The sequence below is a fragment of the Janthinobacterium aestuarii genome (genome assembly GCF_046113285.1).
Classification (GTDB): domain Bacteria; phylum Pseudomonadota; class Gammaproteobacteria; order Burkholderiales; family Burkholderiaceae_D; genus Janthinobacterium.
The window spans coordinates 5,752,340-5,772,907 of record NZ_CP142524.1 but is presented as its reverse complement, the minus strand read 5'-3'; the positions used below and the strand labels follow the sequence as shown (position 1 = coordinate 5,772,907).

14 protein-coding genes are annotated in these 20,568 nt (G+C 64.2%); 9 read left to right on the top strand and 5 right to left on the bottom strand.

Annotated elements, in window-relative coordinates:
• The first annotated feature begins 89 nt into the window (after positions 1-89).
• From OX462_RS25965 to OX462_RS25940, 6 genes are all read left to right on the top strand, one after another.
• A complete protein-coding gene (locus tag OX462_RS25965) occupies positions 90-2,300 on the top strand; it encodes an Ig-like domain-containing protein (protein ID WP_162995528.1) in 2,211 nt (736 codons plus the stop codon).
• 102 nt (positions 2,301-2,402) lie between these two features.
• Entirely contained in the window at positions 2,403-4,022 is a 1,620-nt protein-coding gene (aroKB, locus tag OX462_RS25960; protein WP_409027371.1) for a bifunctional shikimate kinase/3-dehydroquinate synthase AroKB, read from the top strand.
• A gap of 2 nt (positions 4,023-4,024) precedes the next feature.
• The gene (locus OX462_RS25955) at positions 4,025-5,176 is read left to right on the top strand and encodes a deoxyguanosinetriphosphate triphosphohydrolase (protein WP_409027370.1); all 1,152 of its coding nucleotides are present in this window, start codon (positions 4,025-4,027) and stop codon (positions 5,174-5,176) included.
• Between the two features lie 357 nt (positions 5,177-5,533).
• The gene (dsrO, locus tag OX462_RS25950; RefSeq protein WP_070221683.1) at positions 5,534-6,244 is read left to right on the top strand and encodes a sulfate reduction electron transfer complex DsrMKJOP subunit DsrO; all 711 of its coding nucleotides are present in this window, start codon (positions 5,534-5,536) and stop codon (positions 6,242-6,244) included.
• Between the two features lie 3 nt (positions 6,245-6,247).
• Positions 6,248-7,360, top strand: a complete 1,113-nt coding sequence (nrfD, locus tag OX462_RS25945; protein WP_070221682.1) for an NrfD/PsrC family molybdoenzyme membrane anchor subunit — start codon at positions 6,248-6,250, stop codon at positions 7,358-7,360.
• Between the two features lie 10 nt (positions 7,361-7,370).
• Positions 7,371-10,607 carry a molybdopterin dinucleotide binding domain-containing protein gene (locus OX462_RS25940; protein WP_409027369.1) on the top strand — a complete coding sequence of 1,079 codons (3,237 nt, stop codon included), beginning with the start codon at positions 7,371-7,373 and terminating at the stop codon, positions 10,605-10,607.
• On the opposite strand, the gene OX462_RS25935 is transcribed toward OX462_RS25940, so the two are convergent.
• The 5 genes from OX462_RS25935 to mutM are packed head-to-tail and all read right to left on the bottom strand — an operon-like array spanning position 10,604 to position 16,976.
• Positions 10,604-11,218: a response regulator transcription factor gene (locus OX462_RS25935; RefSeq protein ID WP_409027368.1), complete on the bottom strand. Its 615-nt coding sequence runs from the start codon at positions 11,216-11,218 to the stop codon at positions 10,604-10,606. The two genes, OX462_RS25940 and OX462_RS25935, sit on opposite strands and share 4 nt — an antisense overlap.
• Entirely contained in the window at positions 11,215-13,008 is a 1,794-nt protein-coding gene (locus OX462_RS25930; RefSeq protein WP_409027367.1) for a sensor histidine kinase, read from the bottom strand. The genes OX462_RS25935 and OX462_RS25930 overlap by 4 nt, the downstream gene beginning before the upstream one ends.
• A complete protein-coding gene (gene mutY, locus OX462_RS25925) occupies positions 13,008-14,171 on the bottom strand; it encodes an A/G-specific adenine glycosylase (RefSeq protein WP_409027366.1) in 1,164 nt (387 codons plus the stop codon). The genes OX462_RS25930 and mutY overlap by 1 nt, the downstream gene beginning before the upstream one ends.
• A 44-nt stretch (positions 14,172-14,215) precedes the next feature.
• On the bottom strand, positions 14,216-16,117 hold the full coding sequence (locus OX462_RS25920; protein WP_409027365.1) for a dynamin family protein: 1,902 nt from the start codon (positions 16,115-16,117) through the stop codon (positions 14,216-14,218).
• A gap of 22 nt (positions 16,118-16,139) precedes the next feature.
• Positions 16,140-16,976 (bottom strand): bifunctional DNA-formamidopyrimidine glycosylase/DNA-(apurinic or apyrimidinic site) lyase, encoded by an 837-nt coding sequence (gene mutM, locus OX462_RS25915; RefSeq protein WP_070221676.1) that lies wholly within the window; start codon positions 16,974-16,976, stop codon positions 16,140-16,142.
• A 167-nt stretch (positions 16,977-17,143) separates the two neighbouring features.
• Between mutM and OX462_RS25910 the strand changes: the two genes are divergently transcribed.
• From OX462_RS25910 to ispE, 3 genes are all read left to right on the top strand, one after another.
• A complete protein-coding gene (locus OX462_RS25910; protein ID WP_121668339.1) occupies positions 17,144-18,934 on the top strand; it encodes a tetratricopeptide repeat protein in 1,791 nt (596 codons plus the stop codon).
• A 61-nt stretch (positions 18,935-18,995) separates the two neighbouring features.
• The gene (locus tag OX462_RS25905; protein ID WP_121668340.1) at positions 18,996-19,646 is read left to right on the top strand and encodes an outer membrane lipoprotein LolB; all 651 of its coding nucleotides are present in this window, start codon (positions 18,996-18,998) and stop codon (positions 19,644-19,646) included.
• On the top strand, positions 19,643-20,527 hold the full coding sequence (ispE, locus tag OX462_RS25900; RefSeq protein ID WP_409027364.1) for a 4-(cytidine 5'-diphospho)-2-C-methyl-D-erythritol kinase: 885 nt from the start codon (positions 19,643-19,645) through the stop codon (positions 20,525-20,527). Before OX462_RS25905 ends, ispE begins: the two co-directional genes overlap by 4 nt.
• The last annotated feature ends 41 nt before the right edge of the window (positions 20,528-20,568 follow it).

The window sequence follows — 20,568 nt, the reverse complement described above, 5'->3', positions numbered from 1 at the left end:
ACAATGCAAACGAAAGCGGACTGATGGCGACTATGCGGAATTTTTCTTTTGGCAATACTTCTTGGAGTAGGGTATCGAATTGGCTGGTCATGCTGGCGCTGGGCTCCTTGCTGGCCGCCTGCGGCGGCGGCGGCGGTGATCCGACCCTCGATGGCGGCAGCAGCGGCGGCACGACGGGCGGCGTGGCCGCGACGGTCATGGTGAGCCTGTTGAACGCCGCTGGCCAGCCTAGCAATGCATTGAGCAGCACGACGCCGCTGACGGCCAAGGCGCTCGTCAACGATAAAAATGGCGTTCCTATCAGCAATGCCGTGGTCACGTTTTCGGCCGACCCCGCGCTGGTAACGTTGTCATCGACCAACGGCACAGCGCTGACCGACGCCAAGGGCTATGCCAGTATCACCGTCTCGGCCTTGAATGCGACGGTCACCGGTGCCGGCAAGCTGACGGCCACTGTCGCGGCAGGCACCGCTATGGTCACCGGCGACGCCAGTTATGAAATCAAAACGGCCCAGGCATCGGGCGCCAAAATGACACTGGCGCTGCTCAATGGCGGCAGCGCCAGTAACGCGCTGTCGAGCGCCATGCCGCTGACGGCCAAGGCGTTGGTGACCGATTTGAACGGAAAACCGATCAGCGACGTGTTGGTGGCATTCTCGACTGACAATACCATGGCAGTGATGTCACCATCGGTAGGGACGGCACTGACCGATGCGACAGGTACGGCCAGCGTAACGCTGCGTCCTTTCAGTCTGTCGGCCAGCGGCGCCGCCACGTTGCGGGCGACCACGACGGCCAATGGTGCCGTTGCCAGCAGCCAGATCAATTATGTGCTGGGAGCCACCGACCTGAGTGCGGAGAACATGCGGTTTTCGCCCGCCAGCATCCCGGCCTATGGCACCACCAACGTCACGGTTGATGTCATGGCTGGCACCAGCCTGTACACAGGATCAGGCCAGACGGTAAATTTCAGTTCGACTTGCGTGCAGGCCGGCAAGGCTAGCGTGACCAGCGGCGTGCCGGTAGTCAATGGCAAGGCCACAGCTGTTTTCCGCGACCTGGGTTGCAATGACTACGATATGGTCAATGCCACAGTGGCGGGCAGCGCTTCCATGTATCACGCGACGCTGCCGATCGGCCGCGTCGCGCCGGCATCGGTACAATTTTCCAGCGTCAGTCCGGTAGGAAAATCGATCGTGATTCAAGGGCAGGGCGGCATAGCGCGCACGGAAATGGCTACGCTCACTTTCCGCGTATTCGATACTTTCAACAAACCTCTGGTCGGCCAGGAAGTGACGTTTTCGTTGTTGAACGGCCCTGGCATGACGCTCAATAAAGTGAAAGACACCACGGATGCCAATGGTGACGTCATCACCACCGTGAATTCCGGCAACACCCCGACCACCTTCCGTGTTAAGGCCAGCCTGGCCTCTGGCATTTCCACCTTGTCCGATTCCATCCTAGTAACGACGGGTTTGCCTGTGCAAACGGCGTTTTCGCTCAGCTCCGTCAAGTCTAGCGTGGAAGGCTGGTCGTATGACAGCCCCTTAGGCACCCCTGCCACGACCGTCACTATCTTGCTGGCAGACCAAGCGGGCAACCCTGTTCCTGACGGCACGCCGGTGGTATTTCAGAGCAATTTGGGCGCCATCGGCTCGTCCAGCATGGGCGGCTGCACTACCATGAATGGTGGCTGCTCGGTCGACTTCCGCAGCCAGAACCCGCGTGTGGCGACCAATCCACCTGTCACGCCCTGCAATGATGTCAGCAATGGCGGCACGGCCGACAGCCTGTGGCCCGGTCTTGCTACCGTCTGCGCCAGCACTTCGGACGGCAACAAGACGTTGTTCGCGAAGATCGCCATCTTCCTGAGCGGCAGCCGTCCCGAGAATGTCATGCTGTTCGATCAGTCGGCCCAGGTAAGCCTGGATCGCAGCACCTATGATCTTGGAAGCGTTTCAGCCGCTGCAGTGCGTCAATTCAGCTTGAGATTCAGCGATTTGCATCAAAACCCCATGCCCTCTGGGACCACGGTCGCGATTACGAATATGATCAATGGCGTTGGATCCATTACTCCGGACAGCATACAAAATATCTATCCGCACAACACGCTTGGCGTGGATGACCGTACCGGAGGCAACATTCAAGGTAACCAGGGAGGCCGGCATGCCGTTACAATTAACAGTCTGACGCCGACAAATTGTGTAGCGAATGTGGTCAGCACGTTTAATGTAACAGTGACGACGCCGCTGGGTAACGCCACCAGTTACCCGTTTAGACTGACATTCTCCTGTCCTTGACGTAAGGGGAAACGGGCGCCGTAGAGGCGGCGCCTGCTTATTTTCTGATTGATATAAAAAGTGTCCGAAATTTCCAACAGTAATATCTTTCTTGTCGGCCTCATGGGCGCAGGCAAAACCACGATCGGGCGCATCCTGGCCCGCAAGCTGGGCTTGCGCTTTGTCGATTCCGACCACGAAATCGAGGCACGCACGGGAGCGACCATCCCGTGGATCTTCGAGATCGAGGGCGAGGCCAGCTTTCGCCGGCGCGAGGCCGAGGTCATCCGCGACCTGAGCGCCCAGGAAGGGATCGTCATGGCCACGGGCGGCGGGGCGATCCTCAACGCCGACAGCCGCGCCTACCTGAAGGAGCGGGGCACGGTCGTGTACCTGCGCGCCAGCGTCAGCAACATCCTGGCGCGCACCAGCCACGACAAGAACCGCCCCCTGCTGCAGACGGCCGACCCGCGCAAGAAGCTGGAAGAATTGACGGCGCAACGTGAGCCCCATTACATGGAAGTGGCCGACATTGTGATCGACACGGGCCGTCCTAACGTACAATCGATGGTTCAGACCATCCTGATGCAGCTGGCCAGTCTCGAATGCGAGGCCTCGCCCAACTGCGTCATTCATGCAGAGCCTTCGATGAACGAGCAATCCAAAATGTTGTTGAGCGTAGACCTCGACGAACGCAGTTATCCGATCGCCATCGGTCCCGGCCTGCTGGCCGACGCCGATGCGCTGCTGCGCCATATCAGCGGCCACAAGGTGGCCATCGTCACCAATACCACCGTCGCGCCGCTGTACCTGGGCCGCCTGCAGGCGGCGCTGGCCAGCGATGGCCGCGAAGTGATCTGCATCGTCCTGCCGGACGGCGAAGAATATAAAAACTGGGCCAGCCTGATGCAGATATTCGATGCGCTGCTGGCCAATAAATGCGACCGCAAGACCACGCTGGTGGCGCTGGGCGGCGGCGTGATCGGCGACCTGACCGGCTACGCGGCGGCCAGCTACATGCGCGGCATCGGCTTCGTGCAGGTGCCGACCACCCTGCTGGCGCAGGTCGATTCTTCCGTCGGCGGCAAGACGGGCATCAACCACCCGCTGGGCAAGAACATGATCGGCGCCTTCTACCAGCCGCGCGTCGTGATCGCCGACACCTCGACCCTGGAAACCCTGCCGGCGCGCGAGCTGTCGGCGGGCCTGGCCGAAGTGATCAAGCATGGCGCCATCATCGACGCCGCGTTTTTCGACTGGATCGAAGCGAACATGGCCAAGCTGATGGCGCGCGACAAGGGCGCGCTCGCCTATGCGATCGCCCGCTCGTGCGAAATCAAGGCCGACGTCGTGCGTCAGGACGAGCGCGAAGGCGGCTTGCGCGCCATCCTGAACTTCGGCCACACCTTCGGCCACGCCATCGAGGCGGGCCTGGGCTACGGTCACTGGCTGCACGGCGAAGCCGTCGGCTGCGGCATGGTGATGGCGGCCGACCTGTCGTGCCGCATGGGCTATATCGACCAGGCGGCCGTCGAGCGCGTGCGCAAACTCGTCGCCGCCGCCGGCCTGCCCGTCAAGGCGCCGGACCTCGGTGTCGAGCGCTGGCTGGAATTGATGGAAGTGGACAAGAAGAACGAGGGCGGCGCCATCAAGTTCATCCTGTTGAAACCCTTGGGCAGCCCGTGCATCACGTCCGCGCCGCACGAACTGGTGCTGGCCACCCTGGCCGCCGGAGTGCAATAGCCATGACGCCGGAAGACGTCCTCGCCCAAGGATGGCTAGCCCCCTATGCCGCCCATTCGGCACAGGGGCAGGGACGTCGCTTTGCCGAGGCGGCGCACGCCTCGCGCAGCCAGTTCCAGCGCGACCGCGACCGCATCATCCATTCCTCGGCTTTCCGCCGCCTCGAATACAAGACCCAGGTTTTCCTCAATCACGAGGGAGACCTGTTCCGCACGCGCCTGACGCACAGCCTGGAAGTGGCGCAGGTCGGCCGCTCCATCGCGCGCAACCTGCGCCTGAACGAAGACCTGGTCGAGGCCATCGCGCTCGCGCATGACCTGGGCCACACGCCGTTCGGCCACGTGGGCCAGGACGTGCTCAACGAGTGCATGCAGGCGCACGGCGGTTTCGAGCACAACCTGCAAAGCCTGCGCGTGGTCGATACCCTGGAAGAGCACTACGGCGCCTTCGATGGCTTGAACCTGATGTTCGAGACGCGCGAAGGCATATTAAAACACTGCTCGCTCGCGCATGCGCGCGAACTCGGTCCCGTGGCGCAGCGCTTCATCGACCGCACGCAACCGACCCTGGAAGCGCAGCTGACCAACCTGGCCGATGAAATCGCCTACAACAGCCACGATATCGACGATGGCCTGCGTTCGGGCCTGATCACCATCGCGCAGCTGGAAGAGGTGGAATTCTTCGGCCGCCTGTGGCGCGACGTGCAGCAGGCGTTTCCCGGCCTGTCGGGCCGGCGCGCCATCTACGAAACCCTGCGACGCCTGATCACGGCCCTGGCCGACGATCTGATCGTCACGTCGAATGCCCTGATCCTCGACGCCGCGCCGCGCGACGTCAGCGAAGTGCGCGCCAGTCCGCCGCTGATCCGTTTTTCGGACGCCATGCGCAAGGATGCGACAGACCTGAAACGCTTCCTGCGCGCGAACCTGTACCGCCACTACCAGGTCAACCGCATGCGCGTCAAAGCGAGCCGCATCGTGCGCGAACTGTACGACAGCTTCATGGCCGAACCGGCCCTGCTGCCGCCCGATTATCAGATCAGCGGCGATGATGTGACAAAGCAGGCGCGCAAGATCGCCGACTATATCGCCGGCATGACGGACCGCTACGCGATCCGCGAGCATCGCCGGCTGTATTCGCTCGACGAGCTGTAACGGTCACTGCGGGCACTGACCTGCCCGCGCGACGCTGCGTGTCGGGTTACGCCGTGCCGGCTAACCCGACCTGCCTATGCAAGCGGTCATGGGGAATCTGACGTAGGTCGGATTAGCGCAGCGTAATCCGACATGTCTGCGCGATACCACGACACTTCATGCCAACAATGTTGTCGGATTACGCGCTGGCGCGCCTCGGCGGCCCCGCTAATCCGACCTACTCCGCATTGTCGATCCTGTCAATTGGCATGATCATCTAGGTCCCCGCACGATCACCCCAATATCCGTACGGCAACTTCTTTTCTATCATGGCAGCAAGTCAACAAGGGCTTGCCGCCCATCGTCAAGGAGAGTGTCATGATCGAATCGCGCCGCAGTTTCTTGCGCGCCTTGCCCGCCGTTACCATTGGGGCGGCCATCGCGCCGCTGCCAGGCAAGGCCGCCACCAGGGGCGAAGGCGGCCAGCGCTGGGCGATGGTGGTCGATGTGCAGAAATGCATCGGCTGCCAGGCGTGCACGGTCTCCTGCATCATGGAAAACGCCGTGCCGGAAAACAGCTTTCGCACCGTCGTCTCGACCTATGAAGTCAAGGAAGAGAACCGCTGCGGCACTTACATGCTGCCGCGCCTGTGCAACCACTGCGCCAATCCTCCCTGCATCCCCGTCTGTCCCGTGGGCGCCACCTTCCAGCGCAAGGATGGCGTCGTCGTCGTCGATGGCGACCGTTGCGTGGGCTGCGCCTACTGCGTGCAGGCCTGCCCCTACGATGCGCGCTTCATCAACCACGAGACGGGCAAGGCCGACAAGTGCACGTTCTGCGCGCACAGGGTCGATGAAGGGCTGCTGCCGGCCTGCGTGGAAACCTGCGTGGGCGGCGCGCGCATCTTCGGCGACCTGAATGATCCGGACAGCATGGTGCATCAGCTGCTCAGCGAGAACAAGGTGAAGGTGCTCAAGCCTGAACAGGGTACCCAGCCCCACGTGTTTTACCTGGGACTGGACACGCGCTTCGCCGGCCACGTCGAGGGCGAAGCGACACTTTGGCAACCGAGCAAACACGGGAAATAAACCATGGACAGCCACATCACCGAAATTGTCAACGTCACGCGCGAAGCGGCATGGCTGCCGTGGGCGGTGCAGTATTTTTTCCTCATCGGCCTCAGTTACGGCAGCTTCATGCTGACCCTGCCGTACTTCGTCTTCGGCCGCAAGGCGTATGAACGCCTGGGGCGCATCGCGCTGCTCGCGTCCCTCGTCTGCGGCATGACGGCGCCCGTGGCGCTGCTGGCCGACTTGCACGGGCCGGGCCGCTTCTACCATTTCTACATTTACTTCCAGCCGCAGTCGTGGATGTCGTGGGGTTCGTTCTTCATTCCCCTGTATCTGGGCTGTCTGATGCTGTACGCGTGGCTGGCGCTGCGCGGGGACTTCGCCGCGCGGGGGCAGGGTCGGGACCGCCTGGCCTTTGCCTATCGGCTGCTGGGACGTGGCGGCGCCGCATCGCGCAAGGCCATCATCACCGCCGCCGCCTTCACCCTGCTCGCCGCCTTCGTGGTGGGGCTGTACACGGGCATGGAAGTAATGGTGGTGCGCGCCCGTCCACTGTGGTTCACGCCGTTCCTGCCGGCGCAATTTGCCGCCACGGCCTTTGTCGGGGCGGTGGGCCTGGCGCTGCTGTTCAACCGTTTCCTGCCGGGCCGCGACATGGCGCTGGAAGTGTCCCTGAACCGCGCGCTGGCGCTGTCGCTGGCGCTGGTGCTGGCGCTGGGCGGCGGCTGGCTGTTCGTCAGCCTGTCCGGCGTAAGCGCCAGCCACAGCATGGCCTTTACCCAGGTGGCGGGCATGCCGCAATGGCAGTTCACGGCAGTCTGGGCCGTGCTGTCGTCAATCGTGCCGATGGCCCTGGCCATCTGGCGTCCCGCCACGAGTGGCCTCGTCAACGGCCTGATCGCGCTGCACAGCGCCTGGATGATGCGCTGGACGATTTTCATCGGCGGGCAGAACATCCCGAAGACGGGCGCGGGCCTGTACGACTACCACCTGCCGATGGGGAACGACGGCTTGATGGGGATTATCGGCACGGCCGGCCTGTGGATCGCGCTGCTGTTGCTGATGCTGGAATTTTTGCCATGGGCCGGACGCGTCGTCGCTGCACGCAGCCGTCCCGCCATGGCCACGCACTGAGGAGTCAACAATGAACGATCAAATACACAACGACGACCGCAATGACGTCCCTGAAGACGAAAAAGAAAAACGCCGCAAGCTGCTGCGCTATGGCGCCATCGGCGGCGGGCTGGCCGCCTTTGCCGCCAGCTTTTCCACCACGGCCGGCCGCATGGTCGACCACGCGCTGGGCAAGGACAAACCCGTACAGCGCTTGCACGGCAATTCGCTGGCGCCCGAGTTTTCCGTCGACACGGCCACGGGCAAACTGACGGTCAATCCCGACCAGCAGGTCAGCTACACCATGTGCATGGGCTGCACCACGTTTTGCGGCGTGCGCGTGCGCCTGGATAAAAAAAGCGGCAAGGTGCTGCGCGTGGCGGGCAATCCGTACAGCCCCCTGTCGGCCGATCCGGCGCTGCCGTACCAGACCCCGATACGCGACAGCTTCATTTCCCTGTCGCGTTTCGAGGAAAAGGGCTTGAAGGGACGTTCCACCGCTTGCGGCCGCGGCAACGGCGTGCTGGAACAGATGGAGTCGCCTTTCCGCGTGCTGGCGCCCATGAAGCGCGTGGGACCGCGCGGCGGCGGCCAGTGGGAGCCGATCGCCTTCGACCAGTTGGTCAAGGAAGTGACGGAAGGCGGCGACCTGTTTGGCGAAGGCCACGTGCAGGGCTTGCGCGCCTTGCGCGAGCTGGAAAAACCGATCGATCCGGCGCAGCCGGAACTGGGTCCGCAAGTCAATCAGGTGGGCCTGATGTGCAGCACCGACGATGGCCGCCTGGCGTTCGGCACGCGTTTTTTCAAGCAATCGTACGGCAGTCTGAACCTGGTCAACCACGGCTCGTATTGCGGCGGCGCCTACCGCAGCGGCTCGGGCGCCATGTTCGGCGACATGAAGAAAATGCCGCATGCGAAAGTGGACCTGGAAAACACGGAGTTCTGCATCTTCGTCGGCACGGCGCCCGGCAATGCGGGCAACCCGTTCAAGCGCCAGGGCACCTTGATCGCGAAAGCCCGTTCGGGCAAGCGCGAATTCAGCTACGTCGTCGTCGACCCCGTGCTGACGAATGCGGACAGCCTGGCCGCGGGCGACCGCAGCCGCTGGGTGCCGATCAAGCCGGGCACGGATGGCGCGCTGGCCATGGCCATGATCCGCTGGATCATCGAGCACGAACGCTATGACCGCAACTTCCTCGTGCAGCCCAACCTGAAGGTGGCGGAAGCGGCGGGCGAAGCCGCCTGGTGCAACGCCACGCATCTGATCATCAGCGAAAAAGGCCATCCGCGCGACGGCCGCTACCTGCGCGCGTCGGACATCGGCGCGGTGGAACTGGCGGAAGAAGAGCGCTACAAGGATGGTGACGCGTTCTGCGTGATCGACGCGGCCACGCAAGCGATCGTGCCGCACAATGCCGCCAAGGGCGAAGCGCGCCTGTTCTTCGACGGCCCGCTGGACGTGACCGGCGCGCCGCTGCACCTGAAGACGGCCATGACGATGCTCAACGAAGAAGCGCAGCGCCACAGCATGGAGGACTATTCCAGCGCCTGCGGCATCCCCCGCGACATCATCGAAGGCCTGGCGCGGGAACTGACCAGCCATGGCAAGCGCGCCGCCGTCAATGCGCACGGCGGCATGATGTCGGGCGCAGGTTTCTATAACGCGTATGCGCTGGTCATGCTCAATACCCTGATCGGCAACTTGAACCGCAAGGGCGGCACCCTCGTCAACGGCGGCAGCTTCAAGGATGCGGGCCCCGGCCCGCGCTACAACCTCGAAAGTTTCGACGGCGAGATCAAGGCGACGGGCATGCCGATCGGGCGCAATGTGCCGTATGAAAAAACCTCGGAATTCAAGCTGAAGAAGGAAGCGGGCAAGGCGTATCCGGCCAGGGCGCCGTGGTATCCGAACGCGCCCGCGCTGGCCACCGAATGGCTCACCAGCGCCGTGAACGGCTATCCTTACACCTTGAAGGCGCTGATCCTGTGGAGCTGCAATCCCGTCTACGGCATCACGGGCTTGCGCGCGCAGATCGGCAAGGAGCTGGCCGATCCGAAGAAGATTCCCCTGATCGTCGCCATCGATCCCTTCATCAATGAAAGCTCGGCGTTTGCCGACTACCTGCTGCCCGATACCTTGCTGTATGAAAGCTGGGGCTGGGCCGGCGCCTGGGGCGGCATGCCCGTCAAAATGAGCACGGCGCGCTGGCCCGTGGTCGAACCGCGCGTGCAAAAGACGCCGGACGGCCAGACCATCTGCATGGAATCGTTCTTCATCGCGCTGGCCAAAACGATGGCCTTGCCCGGCTTCGGCCCGGAAGCCCTGCAGGACATGGAGGGCCAGCGCTTCCCATTGCAGCGCGCGGAAGACTGGTATCTGCGCGGCGGCGCCAACATCGCCTGGCAAGGCAAGACGGCCGTGCCGGAGGCGAGCGACGACGATATCGCGCTGTCCGGCGTGGCGCGCATCCGCCCAGAACTGGAGCGCACCCTGAAGCCGGAAGAGTGGCGCAAGGTGGCCTTCATGCTGGCGCGGGGAGGGCGCTACCAGAGCTATGGCGAGATGTTCGGCCTGCGCCTGCCGCCGCCGGCGAATGCCAAGGCGCCCGCTGCTGCTGCTGCTGCTGCTGCTGCGCCCGTGGCCGACGAGACGCCGTATCCGCAGGACTGGTCCACGCACCGCTACCTGAAACCGATGATGCTGTACAACGAGGGTCTGGGCGTGAGCAAGAACAGCTTGAGCGGCAAGCGTTTCCCCGGCACGCCCGCGTGGAGGGTGGCGGCTTTCGCCGACGGCACGCCCGTGCGCAAAACCTACCCGGCCAGCGAATGGCCGTTCGAGTTGATCAGTTTTAAATCGGCGCTGCAAAACTCGTACAGCATCGGCGCGCGGCGCTTGCGCGGCATCCATCCGGACAATCCGGTCGCCGTGCATCCCGACGATGCGGCGCGCCTGAAGCTGGAAAATGGCGACCAGATTTATCTGGAGACGCCGGGTGGCAAGGCCAGGGCCACGGTGATGCTGCGCCATGGCGTGCAGCGCGGCGTGATCGCCGTCGAACACGGTTTCGGTCACAAGGAACACGGCGCGCGCGCCCACCGCATCGGCAAGCTGCGCCAGCCCGACGAACCGGCCATCGGCGCGGGCATCAACCTGAACGACCTGGGGCTGACGGATCCGAGCCGCGGCGACAAGAACGTGTTCGTCGATCCCGTCTCGGGCACGTCGGTGCGGCAGGGGCTTCCTGCCCGCATCGTGCGGGCCTAGATTTGCCCACCCGCCATCAGCAGCCGGGCTACCTCGGCTGCTGAATGCAGGCCCAGTTTCTCCATCGCGTTATGGCGGTGCACCTGCACCGTCTTGTCGCTGATGCCCAGCTCGCGGGCGATGACTTTCGAGGCCTTGCCTTCGGCCATCAGCAGCGCCACTTCGCGCTCGCGCGCGGTGAGCCTCGCCAGCGCCGTTTGCGCCGTATTCGCGCTGGCGGCGCTGCGGCTTTCTTCCACGCTGCGGGCCACGGCACGCGAGACGGCGTCCAGCAATACCTGGTCCTTGCACGGCTTTTCCAGAAAATCGCAGGCGCCCGCCTTCATCGTCTGCACGGCCATCGCCAGGTCACCGTGGCCGCTGAGGAAAATCACGGGCAGGGAGATCGCATGGCGCGACAGCTCCTGTTGCAGTTCCAGTCCGCTCATCAGCGGCATGCGCACGTCGAGCAGCAGGCAGCCCGGCACATGGCCCTCGTAGCGCTGCAGGAAGTCGCGCGCCGATTCGAACGTCTGCACTTGCCAGCCGGCCGAATCGAACAGATAGGCCAGCGAGCGGCGCATGGCGGCGTCGTCGTCGACGACAAAGATGATCGCATCGCTTTCGTTCATGGTGTTTCCTTATCTACTTCCATATGCGTATCTTCGGGCAGGCGGAACCAGACCGTCAAGCCTGGCGCATCGGCGTTGGCGTGGGCCGACAGGCTGCCGCCGAACGACTCGATGATGCTTTTGCTGAGGGACATGCCCAGCCCCAGGCCTTCGGCCTTGGTGGTAAAGAAGGGCTCGAACAGGCGCGCCATCTGCTCCGCGGCCAGGCCGCAGCCGGCGTCGCGCACGGCCACTGTGCAGGCGCCGTTTTCGCGGTGCAGCAGCACGCCGATCGGGTGCTGCGGATGGTCGTTTTCCACCTGCGCGTCGAGCGCATTTTTCAATAAATTGAGCAGCACCTGCTGCACTTGCTGCGGGTCGGCCAGCACGCGCGGTGCAGCGCTGGCCGCCTCGTGACGCCAGCTGATATTGGCTTGCGGATGGGCCGCGCGGAACAGCGATACCGCCTGCTCCACGGCGTCGGCCAGCGCGAAGGCCGTGCTGTGCGCGGGACGCTTTTGCGCCATCGCGCGGATGTGCCGGATGATGGCGCCCGCGCGCTCGCTTTGCGTGGCGATTTCCTGCGCGCCGTCGAGCAAGGGCGCCGCGTCGAGCCGTCCCGCCGTGATGCGGCGCGCCATGCCGCGCGCGAAATTGCCGATGGCCGCCAGCGGCTGGTTCAATTCGTGCGCGATGGCGCTGGCCATTTCGCCCAGGATGGCCAGGCGCGCCGTGTGGTCGAGCGTGGCCTGGCGCTGGCGCGCCTGTTCTTCCAGCGCGCGCTGCTGGTGCTGCGCCGCGCGCAATTGCTCCGTGCGCCGGCTGACCAGGTATTCCACGCGCACCGTGTGCACTGCCCACGCCACCAGCAAGGCTAGCACCAGCAGCATCCAGCCCCAGTAGCGGCGCAGGGCCGTCTCGAACGTCAGCTTGTTCAAATAGGCGTAGGGGCCGATGCGCAGTTCGCGGAACAGTTCATCGACGATCTGGTAATCGCTGGGCACCGTCCAGCTGTAGCCTTCGCTGGTGCGCGGCATGGCCAGCAGGGCCTGCGCCACTTTTTTTGCCAGCGGGGGCGGCGTCTGGCGCAGGGCCACGAAGGGCCAGTCCGGATACAGCCGCGACGAGCTGGCGCAGCGAAAACCGGGAATCGGACGCGTGGTGATGACGCGCAGTTCCTCGGCCCGCACTTCGCCGCGCGCCACCATCTGTTCCAGCAGGCAGGTGCGCACGATGCCGGCGTCCATGCGGCCAGCACGCACGGCCTCGACGATCTGCTGCGAAGGAAAGCCGCTGTAGCGCAGGCTGGCAAAATCGTGCGTGGGATCGATGCCCGCTTCCTGCAGTTCGCGCGCGGCGATCTGGTAGCCGCCAAACGCGTCGGGCGCCACCGCCATCACGTTCTTGCCTGCCAGGTCGGCCAGGTCGTGCAGCGGCGACGCGCTGCGCACGACGATGGCCGAGCCGATGGCCTGGCGCGGCGAGTCCGTCCAAGGCGACTCCAGCGTGGCGATGCGGCTGGCGCCGTCGCTGTGTTCGAGCGCCACGTAGTGGCCGCTGCTGGTGATGGCAAAGGCGATGGCTTGCGACTGCACGGCCCGCGTCAGGCCCGCCTGGTCGTAGTCTGCCAATGTAAAACGGATGCCGGGGATGCTGGCCTGCAGGTGGCGCGTCACGTACGACCAGTCCTGCTGCACGGCGTCGCCGCCCTTGTAGGCCAGCACACCGATGCGTACCTCCGGCAGCGCGTCAGCCGCCTGGACGCCGTGCAAATACAGCGCCGTCAGCGCGAACAGTAAAAAACGCCGCACTAGAACATGCTGCGCTGCGCCGCGCGCGTATCGCCGAACAGGTCCAGCAGCAGTTTCTTGATCGGTGCGGGCAGCGGCGCGTCGGCGATTTTCTCGCCGTCATACCAGACGTGCGTCGCTTCTCCGGCCAGCGCCAGGCGGCGCGCCAGGGTGATGCGGCAGGGGACGATGTGCAGCTTGTAGTGGGTAAACACGTGGACAATGGGCAGCAGCCGTTCCTGCGTTTCGATTTCACCGAACGGTGCCACGGCGCGCGCCAGTGCCTGCTGGTTTATTTCTCGCGGCGAGTCTTCATCGGCCAGCACGTGGCCATCGAGTTCGGGCAGCGACAGCAAGCCGCCCCAGATGCCCGAGCCGGGGCGCTGCTCCAGCAGCACCTGGCCGTCGTCGATGATGACGAGCATGACGGCGTGCTTTTCCGGGCTGGTTTTCTTCGGCTTGCGTACCGGCAGATCCTTGGTGCGGCCGGTGGCGTAGGCCACGCAGCGCGGCTGCAGCGGGCAGCGGCCGCAATCGGGGCTGCTGCGCGTGCACAGGGTGGCGCCGAAGTCCATCAGGCCCTGCGTGTAGGCCTCGATACCTGTTTCAGGCAGCAGCGCCTCGGCGCGGCGCCACATGGCTTCCTCGACCCGTTTTTCGCCGGGATAGGCGTCGATGCCGAAGGTGCGCGCAAACACGCGCTTGACGTTGCCGTCCATGATGGCCGCCCGCGTGCCGCTGGAAAACGCGGAAATGGCGGCCGCCGTCGAGCGGCCGATGCCGGGCAGCTCGGCCAGTAGCAGCGGGTCGCTGGGGAACACGCCGTCATATTCGGCCACCACGCGCTGCGCGCACTTGTGCAGGTTGCGTGCCCGCGTGTAGTAACCGAGGCCGCTCCACTGCGCCATCACGTCTTCCACCGGGGCTGCGGCCAAATCGCGCAGGGTGGGGAAGCGTTCGAGGAAGCGCGCGTAGTAAGCGAGTACGGCGGTGACCTGCGTTTGCTGCAGCATGATTTCGGACAGCCAGATCAGGTAGGCGTCGCGCGTGTTTTGCCACGGCAGCGCGTGGCGGCCATGCTGCTTTTGCCAGGCGATGACGGTGGCGGAAAAAGTCGGGTCGACGTAATCTTCCAAAGGTGCCGCGCCCGTGGCGGGCGAGAGCGGATGCAGCAGACGTTTCATGCAGGATTCCAGTGTTCTGTTGTTTGATGGTGCTGATGTTGCGTTCAGTTTGCGCTGGCGGCGCGCAAGGCCGCCAGCAATTGCGCCAGCTGCGTCTTGTCGCGTTCGAGCGCCGCCAGGCTCGCTTCGAAGCCGGCGATTTTCTGTTCCAGGCTGCCCGTGGCGTCGTGGATGCGCTGGATCGAGGCAAAGCGCAGTTTCAGCTGTTCCTTGTACTCGACGATCTGCGCTTCGAGCGGCGCCATGATGACTTTCAGCCAGGCGCTGGCGTCGTCGTTGGCGTTGGTGAAACTGCGGCGCACGCGCGAGGCGATGGTGTCGAAGAATTTTTCCATCAGCACGACGCGGCTGGTGGTCAGCAGGGTCGCCGTGCCGAACTGTTTATGGTAGACGGCTTCGATATCGGCGATCTCCTGGCGGTAGCGGGCCAGCGAAAACGGCATCGGCAAGGCCAGCGCCAGGCCATGTTCGGAGGCGAATTTGCGGTACATCACGTTCATCATTTCCGTGATCTCGGCCGTCTTGCCTTCCGAGCGGTCGAGGTTCTGGCCGATACGCTCGAAATACTGGCGCACGGCTTCGCGCAGGCCCGTGAAAAAGCGGCTGCGCTGCATGGCGGCGCGCACGCCGTCGATATCGTCGCGCACGATGTCCATGCCCAGGCTCGTGTACAGCTCCGTCGACAGCCGGGTAAACACGGCGCGCGTCGCTTGCAGCTTGAACAGGCTGCTGTCGAATTCCTTCTTCTCGATGTCGATGCGCCGCATCATGTGGGCGATCACGCTCTGGTTCTTGCCGCGCAGGCTGTGCAGTTCGTGCAGTTGCTCGGCGATGCCGCGCGCGCGGGCCGCCGCCTGCACCTGCTGCGCCGCTTCGATGGCGTCCAGGTCGAACGCCAGCTGGCGCCGGATGATGTCCTTGCGCGCGGGAATCAGCTCCTCGAACAGGGCCGTCTCCAGCGCCTGCAGGCGGCTTTTTTCCAGCAGCGCCGCATCGTGGTTGATCTTGCCCACCAGGGCCTTTTGCGCCGAGACGGGAAACACCTGGCCAGCGTCCAGCGTCAACAGGTGCGCCACGCTGGCCTGCTGGCGTTCGATCGCCTGCGCCACCTCGGCATCGCCGCGCAATTCATCCCACATGCTGTCGATCTTGTTGAGCACCACCAGGCGTCCCGCGCCGGCGCCGATATGGTTGCGCCACACTTCGATGTCGCTGCGCGTGACGCCCGTGTCGGCCGCCAGGATGAACAGCACCGCGTGCGCATTCGGGATCAGGTTCAGGGTCAGTTCCGGTTCCGTGCCGATGGCGTTCAAGCCCGGCGTGTCGAGGATGACCAGGCCCTGTTTCAGCAGCGGATGGGGAAAGTTGATGATGGCGTGGCGCCACATGGAAATTTCCACCTGGCCGTCCTCGTCGAGCATGGCGGGAGCGTCCGCATCGCCGGCGTCATACAGGCCGTAGCGCGCCGCTTCTTCCACGCTGACTTTTTTCGTCAGGCTGACCTGGCGGATGGCTTCCTGCATGTCGTCGCCCGCTTCGATATTCAGGGGCAGGACGGTCCAGGCGGCGGGCAGCTCGCGGTAGTCGCTGGTCGACAGGTTTTGCGCGCGCGTCTCGATGGGCAGCAGCCGGATCGATGGCGGCCAGGCCGCGTCGTACAGCAGCTCGGTGGGGCACATGGTGGTACGGCCCGCGCCCGAGGGCAGGATGCGCTGGCCATAGCCGGCAAAGAAGATGGCGTTGATCAGCTCGGATTTGCCGCGCGAGAATTCCGCCACGAAGGCGACGGATAAACGGTCATCGAGCAGGCGGGAGCCACAGCGCGCCAGGCGCAGCGCGGAGGCGCCGTCGACCAGGCCCGCCGCGCTGGCGGCTTGCCGGTATGCCTGCAAGGCAGCCTGCACGTCCTGTCGCCATGCGCTGTATTGTTCCAGGTCTCTGACCATCTGGCTCCCTCTGTGAGTGTGCTTACTTTTGACAATTCACGCAGTAAAACGTGGAACGCTGTCCCTGCACAATTTGCCGGATCGGCGCGCCGCAGACGCGGCAGGGCTTGCCCGCGCGGTTGTACGTGAAATACGTCTGCTGGAAGTAGCCGGACTGGCCGTTCACGCCGATGAAGTCGCGCAGGGTGCTGCCGCCCTGCACGATGGCTTCGGCCAGCACGTCGCGGATCGCCTGCGCCAGTTTCTCGTAGCGGGCCAGGCCGATGCGTCGGGCCGGCGTCTTCGGGTTGATCCCCGCGCGGAACAGGCTTTCGGAACAATAGATATTGCCCACGCCGACGACGATGTCGCCCGCCATCAGCACCTGCTTGATGTTGGTGCCCTTGTTGCGCGTTTTCTCGAACAGCAGCTGGCCCGTGAAGCCGCCTTCGAGCGGTTCCGTGCCCAGCCCGCGCAGCAGCGCGTGGCCGTCCAGCGGGCCGTCGGCCTCGTCATGCCACAGCACGGCGCCGAAGCGGCGCGGGTCCGTCATGCGCAGCACCTGGCTGCCGCCGTCCGCGTCCTCCACGACGAGGTCGAAATGGTCGTGCTTTTGCGCCTGCGTCCCCGTCGGCAGCACGCGCAGGTGGCCGGACATGCCCAGGTGGATGATCAGGGTGCCGTGGCGGAAGTGGATCAGCAGGTATTTGCCGCGCCGCCCCGTCAGGCCGATGGTTTGCCCCGACAATTGTTCGCCCAGGGCAGGAGGGAAGGGCCAGCGCAGGCCGTCGCGGCGCAGCACGACGGAGCGCACGGCGCGCCCTTCGAGATGGGGCGCGACACCGCGCCGTGTGACTTCGACTTCTGGCAATTCTGGCATAGGGCTCGAATGGTTGAAAACCGGGTAAAAAACAGGCGGCTTGCCGGCCGAGGGCTGGCTCTGGCAGGCTACGCCGCCACGACGCATATATTTCGTTACATACGTGAAGTACGCGATAGCCGCGTTGGGCGTAGAATCAAACTTTGCCGTTTAGCCAGGATCAGCCTTTGAAAAACGCTTTCGCCATTGTAACCTTGTCCGCCCTGATGGCCACGCATGCCATGGCACAGACGCCTGTCGCCCCCGCCGATGCCGCGGCCAGCCCCTCTGCGTCTGCGCCCGCCGCGCCGCAGGAGCCGGACGCCACCTCCAAGGAGGGGCCCGCCGGCGATGAGCTGCCGAAGGTCGAATTGAGCAGCGACTTGCTGTACAAGCTGACCAAGGCCGAGATGGAATTCAAGAGCGGCCAGTGGCAGGGGCCGTATGTGACGATGATGGTGGCGGCGCAGCAGACGCGCGATCCGCGCCTGGCGCGCCGCGCTTCCGAAATGGCGCTGGCCGCCAAGCAGGGCAGCGAGGCGCTGGCGGCCATCCGCCTGTGGCGCGAGCTGGCGCCCGACTCGGACGAGGCGACGCAGTTCTTCCTCGGCTTTGTCGTGTTGACGGACAAGATCGAAGAAGCGGAACCGATTTTCGCCGAACGCCTGGCCAATGCGCCGCAAGGCGCACGGGGCGTGGCCCTGTTCCAGATGCAGCAGATTTTGTCGCGCTCGAATGACAAGCTGTATGCCTATTCGATGGTGACGCGCCTGGTGCAGCCTTACCTGGACATGTTCGAAGCGCACCTGGTGCTGGCGCAGGGCGCCCTGTCGATCGGCGAGCGTGACCGTGCCATCGGCGAAGCGAACAAGGCGCTGGCGATCAAGCCAAACTCCGAGCTGGCCGTGCTGACCCTGGCGCAAGTGACGGGCGAACCCGAGGCGGCGGGCAAGGTGCTGGCCGCTTTCCTGCAAAAGAATCCGGACGCCGTCGAAGTGCGCGGCGCATACGCGCGCCTGCTGGTCGAACAGAAGCAGCTGGAACCGGCGCGCGAGCAGTTCCTGCTGCTGTTGAAAAGCGCTCCCGATAACGTGGGCGCCCTGTATGCGCTCGGCATCGTGGCGCTGCAGCTGGAAGACACCAAGGGCGCGGAGCAGTACTTCAAGCGCTTCCTGGCCGTGCTCGAAAAATCTCCCGGCGACACGCGCGATCCGTTCAAGGCCCTGATGATACTGTCGCAGATCGCCGAGACGCGCGGCGACACGGCGGGCGCCATCGCCTGGCTGGACAAGGTCGACAACAGCGCATCAAGCGGCTATGTCGAGGCGCGCTTGCGCCGCGCCCAGCTGATCGCCCGCGGCGGCAATCTCGATGCGGCGCGCAAGGCGCTGACGGAAATCGAAACGGACGATCCGGCAAGCCAGGCGCAGGTGCTGCTGGTCGACGCGCAATTCCTGCGCGACGCCGGCTACGTGCAAAGCGCCTACACGGTGCTGGAAAACGCCTTGCTGCGCTTTCCCGACAATCCGGAACTGCTGTACGACTACGCTTTGCTGGCCGAGCGCATGGACAAATTCGAGCGGATGGAGGCCAGCCTGCGCCGCGTGATGGCGCTGGCGCCGGACAACCAGCACGCGTACAACGCGCTCGGTTATTCGCTGGCCGAACGGGGCCTGCGCCTCGAGGAAGCCCATGCACTGATCGAAAAAGCCTTGCAGATGGCGCCGGGCGACCCGTTCATCATGGACAGCATGGGCTGGGTGCAGTTCCGCATGGGTAACCTGGCCGCCGCGGAAAACGCGCTGCGCCGCGCCTATGCCGTGCGCAGCGATCCGGAAATCGCCGTCCACCTGGGCGAAGTGCTGTGGCAAAAGGGCGACAAGGCCGAAGCGCAAAAACTGTGGCGCGAGGCGCAAGGCAAGGACCCGAAAAACGAGGCGCTGAAAAGCACCTTGGCGCGCCTGAATGTCAGTTTGTGATTGAATCGATTATCTCAACTATAAAAAACCAGCGCCATGGCGCTGGTTTTTCCTTGTACCCATGTTAAAAAAACTGCTTCCCCTCACACTCGTCTGCCTGTCACTCTCGGCCTGCTCGACCCTGAGTTCCCCATTCTCGTCAGGCGCCGCGCCATCCGCCAACACCGTCGCGCCCTACCGCGAACAGGTGGAGCTGACGGGCCGCCTGAACGTCGTGTACCAGAAAGATGACAAGCCCGAATCGGCCACCGTCAATTTCAACTGGCAGCAGACGGCGCAGCGCACGGACGTGACCCTGTATTCGCCCGTCGGCAGCACGCTGGCGACGATTGCCGTCACGCCGCGCGAGGCCGTGCTGACGCAAAGCGGCAAGGCGCCGCGCAGCGCGCCCGATGTCGACACCCTGAGCGCGCAGATGCTGGGCTGGTCCTTGCCCGTGTCGGGCTTGCGCGACTGGCTGCAAGGCTATGCCGTGGGCGCCGATGGCAAGCGCTTCGTCGCTTCGCCGGCCAACGACAGTGTGACGACGAAAGACGGCTGGCGCTTGCGCTATGTGTCGTGGCAAGAAGTAGGGCAAAATGCGGCCGACAATACACCGGGCGCTTTGCCCCAACCGCGGCGTATCGATGCCGAACGCAATGCCAGCGCGCAGGCCGATGCCGTCTCGCTGCGCATCGTCCTCGATCCCGCCCCATCCGCACCAGCACCATGACATTGACGACCCTGAATAACTGCCCGGCTCCCGCCAAGCTGAACCTCTTTTTGCACGTCAACGGCCGCCGCGCCGATGGCTACCATCTGCTGCAGACGGTGTTCCAGTTGCTCGACCATGGTGACACCCTGCACTTCGCGTTGCGCGACGACACGGCGATTGTCCGCGTGACGGAGCTGGCCGGCGTGCCGCAAGAGCAGGACTTGATCATCCGCGCCGCGACATTGCTGCAGGCGGAAGTATTGCGCCGCACGGGCGCCTTGCCGCGCGGCGTCGATATCGCCATCGACAAGGTGCTGCCCATGGGCGGCGGCTTGGGTGGCGGCTCGTCCGACGCGGCCACGGCGCTGATGGCGCTCAATCGCCTGTGGCAGGCCGGTTTGACGCGCGAGGATTTGATGGCGCTGGGTTTGCCGCTGGGCGCCGATATTCCGTTTTTCATCTTTGGCGAAAACGCCTTTGCCGAAGGCGTGGGCGAAGCCTTGCAGCCCGTCGCCACGCCCGCATGCTGGTATGTGGTGATCGAGCCGGGCGTGCAAGTGCCGACCGCCGCAATTTTTTGCGCGGAAGGCTTGACGAGAAATACCGAACCCGTCACAATAGCGGACTTTTCCAGGTACCTCGCAGAAGGAAACGATGCGGGCGGGTTTGGAAAGAATGATTTACAGCAAGTAGCATGCAGTCTTTTCAAGCCGGTAGCAGATGCGGTAGAATGGCTGGGTGCTTACGGTGAGGCCAGGATGACTGGTTCCGGTGCTTGTGTATTTAGTGCGTTTGGCAGTCAGGAAGAAGCGGATGCGGTGCTCAGCGATGTGCCACCAGTCTGGGTCGCCTGGAAGGCAAAAGCGCTGAATCGCCACCCGATGCTCACCATGTTGTAGAGAGCAAAAAAAGATTTTGCTTAGCGTCAAATAGTCGGTAT